Below are 12,432 nucleotides of genomic sequence, written 5' to 3'. Positions count from 1 at the left end.
GTCGTTGTTTGAGAACTGCACAGTGGACGCGAGCATCTGTGGCCAAGTTTTTAAGGGCGCACGGTGGATGCCTTGGCACCAGGAACCGATGAAGGACGTGGGAGGCCACGATAGTCCCCGGGGAGTCGTCAACCAGGCTTTGATCCGGGGGTTTCCGAATGGGGAAACCCGGCAGTCGTCATGGGCTGTCACCCATACCTGAACACATAGGGTATGTGGAGGGAACGCGGGGAAGTGAAACATCTCAGTACCCGCAGGAAGAGAAAACAACCGTGATTCCGGGAGTAGTGGCGAGCGAAACCGGATGAGGCCAAACCTACGACGTGTGAGACCCGGCAGGGGTTGCGTCGTGGGGGTTGTGGGATCTCTCTTCTGTCGTCTGCCGGCGACAGGACGAGTCAGAAACCGTTGATGTAGGCGAAGGACATGCGAAAGGTCCGGCGTAGAGGGTAAGACCCCCGTAGTCGAAACGTCAGCGGCTCGTTTGAGAGACACCCAAGTAGCACGGGGCCCGAGAAATCCCGTGTGAATCTGGCGGGACCACCCGCTAAGCCTAAATATTCCCTGGTGACCGATAGCGGATAGTACCGTGAGGGAATGGTGAAAAGTACCGCGGGAGCGGAGTGAAATAGTACCTGAAACCGTGTGCCTACAAGCCGTGGGAGCGTCGGATATGTGCTTGCACATATCTCGTGACTGCGTGCCTTTTGAAGAATGAGCCTGCGAGTTTGCGGTGTGTTGCGAGGTTAACCCGGGTGGGGTAGCCGTAGCGAAAGCGAGTCCGAACAGGGCGTTTCAGTAGCACGCTCAAGACCCGAAGCGGAGTGATCTAGCCATGGGCAGGTTGAAGCGGAGGTAAGACTTCGTGGAGGACCGAACCCACCAGGGTTGAAAACCTGGGGGATGACCTGTGGTTAGGGGTGAAAGGCCAATCAAACTCCGTGATAGCTGGTTCTCCCCGAAATGCATTTAGGTGCAGCGTCGTGTGTTTCTTGCCGGAGGTAGAGCACTGGATAGGCGATGGGCCCTACCGGGTTACTGACCTTAGCCAAACTCCGAATGCCGGTAAGTGAGAGCGCGGCAGTGAGACTGTGGGGGATAAGCTCCATGGTCGAGAGGGAAACAGCCCAGAGCATCGACTAAGGCCCCTAAGCGTACGCTAAGTGGGAAAGGATGTGGAGTCGCAGAGACAACCAGGAGGTTGGCTTAGAAGCAGCCACCCTTGAAAGAGTGCGTAATAGCTCACTGGTCTAGTGATTCCGCGCCGACAATGTAGCGGGGCTCAAGCGTACCGCCGAAGTCGTGTCATTGCAGCAATACGCCCAACGGCGGCTGTGATGGGTAGGGGAGCGTCGTGTGCCGGGTGAAGCAGCACCGGAAGGTAGTTGTGGACGGTTCACGAGTGAGAATGCAGGCATGAGTAGCGATTCACACGTGAGAAACGTGTGCGCCGATTGACTAAGGGTTCCTGGGTCAAGCTGATCTGCCCAGGGTAAGTCGGGACCTAAGGCGAGGCCGACAGGCGTAGTCGATGGATAACCGGTTGATATTCCGGTACCCGCTGTGAAGCGTCAAACATTGAATCAGGCGATGCTAAGTCCGTGAAGCCGTTCCGGACCCTTCGGGGAATGGAAAGTGGTGGAGCCGACGGACCAGACTTGTAGTAGGTGAGTGATGGGGTGACGCAGGAAGGTAGTCCATCCCGGGCGGTGGTTGTCCCGGGGTAAGGGTGTAGGGCGAATGGTAGGCAAATCCGCCGTTCATATAGTCTGAGACCTGATGCCGAGCCGATTGTGGCGAAGTGGATGATCCTATGCTGTCGAGAAAAGCCTCTAGCGAGTTTCATGGCGGCCCGTACCCTAAACCGACTCAGGTGGTCAGGTAGAGAATACCGAGGCGTTCGGGTGAACTATGGTTAAGGAACTCGGCAAAATGCCCCCGTAACTTCGGGAGAAGGGGGGCCACGCTTGGTGAGAGCACTTGCTGCTCGAGCTGGGGGTGGCCGCAGAGACCAGCGAGAAGCGACTGTTTACTAAAAACACAGGTCCGTGCGAAGCCGTAAGGCGATGTATACGGACTGACGCCTGCCCGGTGCTGGAACGTTAAGGGGACCGGTTAGTCACATTTCGGTGTGGCGAAGCTGAGAACTTAAGCGCCAGTAAACGGCGGTGGTAACTATAACCATCCTAAGGTAGCGAAATTCCTTGTCGGGTAAGTTCCGACCTGCACGAATGGCGTAACGACTTCTCGACTGTCTCAACCATAGGCCCGGTGAAATTGCACTACGAGTAAAGATGCTCGTTTCGCGCAGCAGGACGGAAAGACCCCGGGACCTTTACTACAGTTTGATATTGGTGTTCGGTTCGGCTTGTGTAGGATAGGTGGGAGACTGTGAAGCTTGGACGCCAGTTCAGGTGGAGTCGTCGTTGAAATACCACTCTGGTCGTGCTGGATGTCTAACCTGGGTCCGTGATCCGGATCAGGGACAGTGTCTGATGGGTAGTTTAACTGGGGCGGTTGCCTCCTAAAGAGTAACGGAGGCGCCCAAAGGTTCCCTCAGCCTGGTTGGCAATCAGGTGTTGAGTGTAAGTGCACAAGGGAGCTTGACTGTGAGACCGACGGGTCGAGCAGGGACGAAAGTCGGGACTAGTGATCCGGCGGTGGCTTGTGGAAGCGCCGTCGCTCAACGGATAAAAGGTACCCCGGGGATAACAGGCTGATCTTCCCCAAGAGTCCATATCGACGGGATGGTTTGGCACCTCGATGTCGGCTCGTCGCATCCTGGGGCTGGAGTCGGTCCCAAGGGTTGGGCTGTTCGCCCATTAAAGCGGTACGCGAGCTGGGTTTAGAACGTCGTGAGACAGTTCGGTCCCTATCCGCTGCGCGCGCAGGAACATTGAGAAGGGCTGTCCCTAGTACGAGAGGACCGGGACGGACGAACCTCTGGTGTGCCAGTTGTTCTGCCAAGGGCATGGCTGGTTGGCTACGTTCGGGAGGGATAACCGCTGAAAGCATCTAAGCGGGAAGCCTGCTTCGAGATGAGTGTTCCCACCTCCTTGAGAGGGTAAGGCTCCCAGTAGACGACTGGGTTGATAGGCCGGATGTGGAAGCCCAGTAATGGGTGAAGCTGACTGGTACTAATAGGCCGAGGGCTTGTCCTCAGTTGCTCGCGTCCACTGTGTTGGTTCTGAAACCACGAACAGCCCCACGTTGCCACAGCGTGGTGCGGCTGGACAGTTTCATAGTGTTTCGGTGGTCATAGCGTGAGGGAAACGCCCGGTTACATTCCGAACCCGGAAGCTAAGCCTTACAGCGCCGATGGTACTGCAGGGGGGACCCTGTGGGAGAGTAGGACACCGCCGAACAATCATTCAAAAGGGTTGGGCTCTGAACTTCGGTTCGGTGCCCAACCCTTTTTGTTTGTGGTCAGCGGATGCCCGACGATGGAGACGGACACACCTATGCCGGGGTCGATGCCTCGTTGACGAAGCGGGACATGCGGCGGATCGTGTCGGCATGCCACACGCTCGACGGACTGTTTCAGCCCGCCTGCTGAACGAGTTTGGGAACATCGGCTTGTTCGGGGTATGATCTATTCCGTTGCCGCGAGGGAAACCTCGAAAAGTAGCTGGCCCCCTTAGCTCAGTCGGCAGAGCGTCTCCATGGTAAGGAGAAGGTCAACGGTTCGATTCCGTTAGGGGGCTCCGCGAAAAAAAGCCTCCGCCCATTCGGGCGGGGGCTTTTTTCGTGTCCCGCTTCCCCTCACGCCATCCGCATCGCCAGGATCGCCATGTCGTCCGAGGGGGCGTCCGACGCGAAGCGTTCGACCGCGCGCATGATGCGGGCCGCGACCGCGCCGGCGGTGAGGCCGGTGCAGGTGGAGAGGACGTCGGCGAGACCGTCGTCGCCCAGCATGCGGGTGCCCTCACGGCGCTCCGTGACGCCGTCCGTGACGCAGAGCAGGACATCGCCCCGGTCGAGGGTGACCGTCTGCTCGTAGAGCTCCAGGTCCTCCATGACGCCCAGGAGCGGCTGGGGTTCGGCTGCCGCCTCGACCGTGCCGTCCTGACGAAGGCGCAGGGGGAGCGGGTGGCCGGCGCAGACCACCTTCAGCTCGGCGCTGCCGTCCTCCTGTGGGCGCATCTCGCCGTAGAGGAGGGTCAGGAAGCGGCTGCGGGCGCCCTCGTCGAGGATCGCCGAGTTCAGGCGTTCCAGGACGGCGGGGCCGCTGAGGCCCTCGCGAGCCAGCAGCCGCAGCGCGTGGCGGGCCAGGCCCGTCACCGCCGCCGCGTTCGGGCCCGTGCCGCAGACGTCGCCGATGGCGAAGCCGTATGCGCCGTCGCTGATGGGGAAGACGTCGTAGAAGTCGCCGCCGACCTCGTTGCCCTCGCCGGCCGCGCGGTAGATGACCTCGACCTCGACGCCGTCGATCTTGGGGGTCTCCGGGGGCAGCAGGCTGCGCTGGAGGGACTGGCTGATGGCGGTCCGCTCGGAGTAGAGGCGGGCGTTGTCGAGGGCGAGCGCGGCGCGTCGGGACAGGTCCTCGGCCAGTTCCAGGATCTCCTGGCGGAAGTGTTCGTCGGTGGGCTTGCCGAGGGTCAGCATGCCGATGACGCGGTTGCGGGCGACAAGGGGAAGGACGACGGTCTCGCCGCCCACCGCCGACGCCGTCGCCAGGGTGGGGCCGATGCCCGAGGAGACCTGGTGGGTCGGGCCGCCGGTCAGGCCCAGGCTGCGCATCGAACTGCGCAGAGCCGCGTCGTGCGCGGCCTCCGCGGGGGCGGCCCAGACCCGGGCGCCGGGGGTGGGGACCGGGTCCGGCGGGGCGATCTTCGACAGCAACGACTTGATGCCGTCGATGAGTTCCTCGTCCTCGTGCAGGACGTACGACAGGTACGGGTCGGAGGCCTGGTCGGCGATCGTGTAGACCGCGCACCAGGTCGCCAGGGTCGGGACCGTCATCTGGGCCATCAGGGCCAGGGTCTGGTCGCGGTCCAGGGTGCCCGCGAGGAGGTCGGAGGCCTCCACGAGGAAGCTCAGGGAGCCCCGGCGCAGGCGCTCCAGCTCGCCCAGACGGGCCGACTCCACGGCCAGCGCGATGCGGTCGGCCGCGAACTGCAGGCGCAGAGCTTCCTCGTTGGAGTAGCGGCCGGGAGCCTCGGCCGCGACGCCCAGGGAGCCCGTCAGACGGCCCTCGACCTTCAGCGGGACCGTGACGACCGAGCGCATGCCCGTGCCGCTCAACAGGGGGAGGGCGCCGGGGACGGCCAGGAGGTCCTCGTGGACGGCCGGCATGCGGGCCGAGCCGTAGCGGCCGGGGCCTGCCTCGACGGGCACGCGCGCGAAGCGCTGGCGGGCGGAGGGCAGGCCGGTGGAGGCGCGGACCTCCAACTCCGTCTCGTCGTCGGTGGCCAGGAGGAGGAAGGCGGAGTCGGCGTCGAGCATGTCGCGGGCCCGTTCCACCGTGCGCTGGAGGAGGCCGTCGAGGTCGTCCGGGGCCGGGGAGCCGATGAACACCTCGAAGGGGTCGGTGCTCTGGCCGTCGGAGCCGGTGGTCGTGTCGGAGGCCGGAACGCGCAACGGGGTCTGCAGGACCGCGCGTTCGTGGTCGCGGACGAGGAGACAGACCGTGGAGGGCTCGCCGTCGGTGTCGCGGACACGGAGGTGGGAGGCGTAGACGGGCGTGACGCGGCCGTTGGCGCCGCGGATGCCGTAGCTGCCCTCCCAGCGGGAGAGTTGGAGGGCTTCCGCGATGCCGGTGCTGGTGCCGGGGGTGTGCGGCCAGGCGGCGAGGTCGGTGAGGGGTTTGCCGATGACCTGGTCGGCCGGATAGCCGAAGAGTTCCTCCGCGTCCTCGTTCCAGGCGGAGATGGCGCCCGCGCGGTCGATCTGGATGACCGCCACCCGCACCCGGCTGTCGGCGAGCGGGAGGAGGTCGGCCGGGAGGGACGGGCCGGCCGCGCGGGTGCCCACCGGGCGGTCGGGGAGGTCGAGTTGGAACCAGACCTGCTTGTGGGTGGGGGTGTACTCGACGCCCCAGCGGCCGGCGATGGCCGCGCAGAGCTGGAGGCCGCGGCCGCCTTCGCGGTCGGGGCTGCCCATGGTGGCTGGGGAACCCTGGAGGGGGATCTCACGTTCGGGATACCGGTCGGCCACCTCGATGCGTACGCCGTCGTCGCTGCGCAGGCACAGGACGTCGGCGTGGGTGCCCGCGTGGACGACGGCGTTCGTCACCAGCTCACTGGTGAGGACCACGGCGTCGTCGACGATGTCGGCGAAGCCCCACCCCTGGAGGGTGTCGCGTACGAAGGAGCGGGCGGTCGCTACCGATCGCCCGACGGGCTCGAAGCTGGCGGCCGCGCGCGCGGTGATCACAGAACTCCTCGACCGGTTGTCGACGTGCGGGGATCCCTGGCCGCTCTGGTCGCACCGCTGCTGCGGTGGACGCATGCCTGAAGGCCGGGGGTCCGGGGGCTGTCCCCCCGGGATCAGTCCGGTGGTCATGTGTGCGGCCGCCCCTCCGATGCCCGCTCGTGCTCGTGCCACCGCCCAGGCCGGACGGACCGGCGCGGCTGGACAGCCGCATGCAAGGTTACTTACCTTCCCGGTCCCCGCGGATGCCGGTCACCAGTGTTTCCGCCCGAGCGTGTGCGGACGATGTGCGAAGCTGCCGAACTGTTATGGCCGGGTTCGGCAAGGGTGAAACACTGGGCAAGCTTCTTGTGAAGGTCCGGGCAGACTGGGTGTCTTCTGCGCACAGGGGGCAGCAGCCCCCGGGGCCCGCCTGGTTTCATCAGGCGGAAAACCCCAGCGGCATCACGTATGGCGAGCAGCAGCACCCAGGTACAGAGGCAACGGTCGACCCCTGCGGGAGGGACAAGTGGAGTCTGGCGCAGCGACGCGGGGCACTAAGACGCGCGCGAAAGGCGGACAGTCCCCGAGCAGGCAGCGCACACCACGCGGCGGGACCACCGTCGTGGACACGGCGGCCCTGGACCGGCTGCTGGTCGCTCTCGGGTCCATGCGGGACGGCAATTTCCGCAAGCGGCTCACGGTGTCCGGCGACGGCGTGATGTCGGAGATCGCGGCCGTGTTCAACGAGGTCGCGGACCGAAATCTCCACCTCACGGGTGAGCTGTCGCGGGTGCGACGCATGGTGGGACGTGAGGGAAAGCTCACCGAGCGGCTGGAGACGGGCGCCTGCGAGGGGTCCTGGGCGACCGCCATCGACAACTCGAACGCGCTGGTCGACGACCTCGTACGGCCTGTGTCCGAGGTCGGGCGGGTGCTGTCGGCGGTGGCGGAGGGTGATCTGTCGCCGCGGATGGAGCTTCGGACGCACACGCCGGAGGGGACCGGGCATCCGCTGCGCGGGGAGTTCCTGAAGGTCGGGCGGACGGTGAACAACCTGGTCGACCAGTTGTCGACGTTCACCGACGAGGTCACCCGCGTGGCCAGCGAGGTCGGTACCGAGGGCAAGCTGGGCGGTCAGGCCCAGGTGCGTGGTATGTCGGGTTCGTGGAAGGACCTCACGGAGTCCGTCAACACGATGGCGGAGCGGCTCACGGCGCAGGTGCGGGACATCGCGCTGGTGACGACGGCCGTGGCCAAGGGTGATCTGTCAAGGAAGGTGACGGTTCACGTCGAGGGCGAGATGCTCGAGCTGAAGAACACCGTCAACACGATGGTGGACCAGCTCTCCGCTTTCTCCGTCGAGGTGACCCGGGTCGCGCGCGAGGTGGGGACCGAGGGCATCCTGGGTGGTCAGGCGCAGGTGTCCGGCGTGGACGGGGTGTGGAAAGAGCTCACCGATTCGGTGAACACCATGGCCGGCAACCTGACGGCCCAGGTGCGCGGGATCGCGGAGGTGACGACGGCGGTCGCCAACGGCGACCTGTCGCAGAAGGTGACGGTTTCGGCGCGGGGCGAGATCGCGCAGCTCGCCGACACGATCAACCAGATGACCGAGACGCTGCGGACTCTCGCGGACGAGGTCACGCGCGTGGCCAACGAAGTCGGGGCGGCAGGGCAGCTCGGCGGTCAGGCGAACGTGCCGGGTGCGGCCGGGACGTGGAAGGACCTGACGGACTCCGTCAACACGGTGTTCCGCAACCTCACCACTCAGGTGCGGGACATCGCCGCGGTGACGACGGCCGTGGCCAGCGGCGATCTGTCGCAGAAGGTCACCGTGGACGTGGCCGGCGAGATGCTGGAGATGAAGAACACCGTCAACGGGATGGTCGACCAGCTGTCGGCCTTTGGTGCCGAGGTCACCCGCGTGGCGCGGGAGATCGGGGTCGAGGGTGAGCTGGGCGGTCAGGCTCAGGTGTCGGGTGTGGCCGGGACGTGGAAGGACCTGACGGATTCCGTCAACACGGCGTTCAGGAATCTCACCGGACAGGTGAGGAACATCGCGCAGGTCACCACGGCCGTGGCCAACGGCGACCTCTCGCAGAAGGTCACCGTCGACGTGTCCGGCGAGATGGCGCAGCTGAAGAACACCGTGAACACGATGGTGGACCAGCTGTCGTCGTTCGCCGACCAGGTGACGCGGATGGCCCGGGACGTGGGCACCGAGGGCAGGCTGGGCGGTCAGGCCCGGGTGGACGGTGTGTCGGGTACGTGGAAGGAACTCACCGACTCCGTCAACTTCATGGCCGGCAACCTCACCTCTCAGGTGAGGCAGATCGCCCAGGTGACGACCGCGGTGGCCCGGGGTGACCTCTCGCAGAAGATCGACGTCGACGCGCGCGGGGAGATCCTGGAGCTGAAGAACACCATCAACACGATGGTGGATCAGCTGTCTGCCTTCGCCGATCAGGTGACCCGGGTCGCGCGTGAGGTGGGCACGGACGGGCGGCTCGGCGGGCAGGCACAGGTGCCCGGTGTGGCCGGTGTGTGGCGCGACCTGACCGACTCGGTGAACGGCATGGCCGGCAACCTCACCGCCCAGGTGCGCAACATCGCGCAGGTCGCCACCGCGGTGGCCCGCGGTGACCTGTCCCAGAAGATCACCGTGGACGCGCGCGGGGAGATCCTCGAGCTGAAGAACACGCTGAACACGATGGTGGACCAGCTGTCGTCGTTCGCCCAGGAGGTCACGCGAGTGGCCCGTGAGGTGGGTACGGAGGGGCAACTCGGCGGGCAGGCCGAGGTGCAGGGTGTCTCCGGCACCTGGAAGGACCTCACGCAGTCCGTGAACTTCATGGCGAACAACCTGACCATTCAGGTGCGCCAGATCGCGGAGGTCACGACCGCCGTCGCCAAGGGCGACCTGTCGAAGAAGATCACAGTCGACGCCAAGGGCGAGATCCTGGAGCTCGTCACCACCGTGAACACGATGGTCGACCAGCTGTCGTCGTTCGCCGAGCAGGTGACCCGGGTGGCCCGTGAGGTCGGCACCGAGGGCATCCTGGGCGGCCAGGCGCACGTTCCGGGTATCACGGGCATCTGGAAGGACCTCAGCGGCAACGTCAACCTGATGGCCAAGAACCTGACCACGCAGGTGCGCAACATCTCGCAGGTCGCGGCGGCGGTGGCCAACGGCGATCTGACGCGGCAGGTGACGATCGAGGCGCGCGGCGAGGTCGCGCAGCTCGCCGACACCATCAACACCATGGTGAAGACGCTGAGTTCGTTCGCCGAGCAGGTCACCAAGGTGGCCCGTGAGGTGGGCACGGACGGCATCCTCGGCGGTCAGGCACATGTGCCGGGTGTGGCGGGCACGTGGAAGGACCTCACCGAGTCGGTGAACCAGATGGCGTCCAACCTGACCGGCCAGGTGCGCAACATCGCCATGGTCACGACGGCGATCGCCAAGGGTGACCTGACGAAGAAGATCGACATCGACGCGCGCGGGGAGATCCTCGAGCTGAAGACGACCATCAACACGATGGTCGACCAGCTGTCGTCGTTCGCCGAGGAGGTCACGCGCGTTGCCCGCGAGGTGGGTACGGAGGGGCAGCTGGGCGGTCAGGCACGCGTGCGTGACGTCGACGGCACCTGGCGTGACCTGACCGAGTCCGTCAACGAGATGGCCGGGAACCTCACCCGTCAGGTGCGTGCCATCGCGCGCGTGGCGACCGCGGTGACCCGTGGCGACCTGAACCTGAAGATCGACGTGGACGCGTCCGGGGAGATCCAGGAACTCCAGGACTACATCAACAAGATGATCACCAACCTGCGCGACACCACGATCGCCAACAAGGAGCAGGACTGGCTCAAGGGCAACCTCGCGCGCGTGTCCGCTCTGATGCAGGGGCGGCGCGACCTGGCGGACGTGGCCTCGCTGATCATGAGCGAGCTGCCGCCTCTGGTGGCCGCGCAGCACGGTGCCTTCTTCCTGGCCATGCCGCCGACCGACGGCGACGCCGACCAGTACGAGCTGCGGATGCTGGGCTCGTACGGGTACTCGATGGGCTCCATGCCGACGTCGTTCCGGCCGGGTGAGGCGCTGGTCGGGACGGCCGCGGAGGAGAAGCGCACGATCCTCGTCGCGAACGCCCCGAGCGGCTATCTGAAGATCTCCTCTGGGCTCGGTGAGGCGCCGCCCGCGCAGGTGATCGTGCTGCCGGTGCTGTTCGAGGGCAAGGTGCTCGGCGTGATCGAGCTGGCGTCGTTCACGAAGTTCACACAGATCCAGAAGGACTTCCTCAACCAGCTCGCCGAGATGATCGCGACGAGCGTCAACACCATCTCCGTCAATACCAAGACCGAGTTGTTGCTGAAGCAGTCGCAGGAGCTGACCGAGCAACTGCGGGAGCGGTCGGCCGAGTTGGAGCAGCGGCAGAAGGCTCTGCAGGCGTCCAACGCCGAACTGGAGGAGAAGGCCGAGCTGCTGGCACAGCAGAACCGGGACATCGAGGTGAAGAACACCGAGATCGAGGAGGCGCGGCAGGTCTTGGAGGAGCGTGCCGAGCAGCTCGCGGTGTCGATGCGCTACAAGAGCGAGTTCCTCGCCAACATGTCGCACGAGCTGCGTACGCCGCTCAACTCGCTGCTGATCCTGGCCAAGCTGCTCGCCGACAACGCGGAGGGCAACCTGTCGCCGAAGCAGGTCGAGTTCGCCGAGACGATCCACGGGGCGGGTTCCGATCTGCTCCAGCTGATCAACGACATCCTGGACCTGTCGAAGGTCGAGGCGGGCAAGATGGACGTGTCGCCGACGCGGATCGCACTGGTCCAGCTCGTCGACTACGTGGAGGCCACGTTCCGGCCGCTGACCGCGGAGAAGGGCCTGGATCTGTCGGTGCGGGTGTCGCCGGAGCTGCCGGCCACGCTGCACACCGACGAGCAGCGGCTGCTGCAGGTGCTGCGCAACCTGCTGTCCAACGCGGTGAAGTTCACCGACTCCGGGTCGGTGGAGCTGGTCATCCGGCCGGCCGGGGCGGATGTGCCGGTGGCGATCAAGGAGCAGTTGCTGGAGGCCGGTTCGCTCACCGATCCGGACGCCCCTCTGATCGCGTTCTCGGTGACGGACACCGGCATCGGGATCGCGGCCAGCAAGATGCGGGTGATCTTCGAGGCGTTCAAGCAGGCGGACGGCACCACCAGCCGTAAGTACGGCGGCACGGGCCTGGGGCTGTCCATCTCGCGGGAGATCGCACAGTTGCTCGGCGGTGAGATCTACGCACAGAGCGAGACGGGCCGTGGTTCGACGTTCACGCTGTATCTGCCGCTGCACCCGAGCGAGCTGCCGCCGCAGGGCTACCAGCAGGTCGTGCCGGCGCTGGAGGCCGGCGATCTGGTGGCCTCGGAGAACGGGGCGCTGGAGCTGTCGGAGCTGTCCGGCGTGGAGATCGAGACGCCGGCCGAGGTGAGGTCGTACCAGGACGCGCAGAACGGTCCGGCGGCCCTCTTCAGGCGCCGGCGCCGTCTGGTGAGCGGCGGCGAGCAGGTGGGGCGTCCTGAGCAGTGGCCGGCCCGCGGGCAGGAGGCGGGGGCCCGCGCGCGCGTGGGCATCCGGTTCGGCGGCGAGAAGGTGCTGATCGTCGACGACGACATCCGCAACGTGTTCGCGCTGACCAGCGTTCTGGAACAGCACGGCCTGTCGGTGCTGTACGCGGAGAACGGCCGGGAGGGCATCGAGGTCCTGGAGCAGCACGACGACGTGGCGGTCGTCCTGATGGACATCATGATGCCCGAGATGGACGGCTACGCGACGACGACGGCGATCCGGCGGATGCCACAGTTCTCGGGGCTGCCGATCATCGCGCTGACCGCGAAGGCGATGAAGGGCGACCGGGAGAAGGCGATCGAGTCGGGTGCCTCCGACTACGTGACGAAGCCGGTCGACCCCGATCACCTGCTGTCGGTGATGCAGCAGTGGATGCGGGACGCGTGAGGGGAACCACGGCGTGACGGGAACCTTCGGCGTGCGCCCCGAGTTGCTGACTCAGGGTGGCGGTCGCCGTGTAGCGAGGCGGAATTCGG

The 12,432-nt window shown here is 65.6% G+C and carries 2 protein-coding genes, 1 tRNA gene, 2 rRNA genes and 1 pseudogene; 5 read left to right on the top strand and 1 reads right to left on the bottom strand.

The window, feature by feature from the left end; genetic code table 11:
- Positions 1-40 precede the first annotated feature (40 nt).
- The 4 genes and pseudogenes from B5557_RS12035 to B5557_RS12025 all read left to right on the top strand — a co-directional run bounded on the left by B5557_RS12035 (position 41) and on the right by B5557_RS12025 (position 3,704).
- Positions 41-3,161, top strand: a 23S ribosomal RNA gene (locus B5557_RS12035).
- A gap of 87 nt (positions 3,162-3,248) precedes the next feature.
- Positions 3,249-3,365 (top strand): 5S ribosomal RNA (rrf, locus tag B5557_RS12030).
- A gap of 104 nt (positions 3,366-3,469) precedes the next feature.
- Positions 3,470-3,556, top strand: a pseudogene (locus B5557_RS45035) (DegT/DnrJ/EryC1/StrS family aminotransferase); the annotation flags it as partial.
- Positions 3,557-3,631: 75 nt separating this feature from the next.
- A tRNA-Thr gene (locus B5557_RS12025) sits at positions 3,632-3,704 on the top strand.
- A gap of 58 nt (positions 3,705-3,762) precedes the next feature.
- Here the strand turns inward: B5557_RS12025 and B5557_RS12020 are convergent.
- Positions 3,763-6,504 carry a SpoIIE family protein phosphatase gene (locus tag B5557_RS12020; RefSeq protein WP_079659119.1) on the bottom strand — a complete coding sequence of 914 codons (2,742 nt, stop codon included), beginning with the start codon at positions 6,502-6,504 and terminating at the stop codon, positions 3,763-3,765.
- A gap of 376 nt (positions 6,505-6,880) precedes the next feature.
- Here B5557_RS12020 and B5557_RS12015 point away from each other — a divergent pair, with 376 nt between their 5' ends.
- Entirely contained in the window at positions 6,881-12,343 is a 5,463-nt protein-coding gene (locus B5557_RS12015) for a HAMP domain-containing protein (RefSeq protein WP_099935828.1), read from the top strand.
- Positions 12,344-12,432 lie beyond the last annotated feature (89 nt).

Source organism: Streptomyces sp. 3214.6, from assembly GCF_900129855.1.
In the GTDB taxonomy this organism is placed as follows: domain Bacteria; phylum Actinomycetota; class Actinomycetes; order Streptomycetales; family Streptomycetaceae; genus Streptomyces; species Streptomyces soliscabiei.
This window is presented reverse-complemented; position numbering and strand designations above follow the sequence as displayed.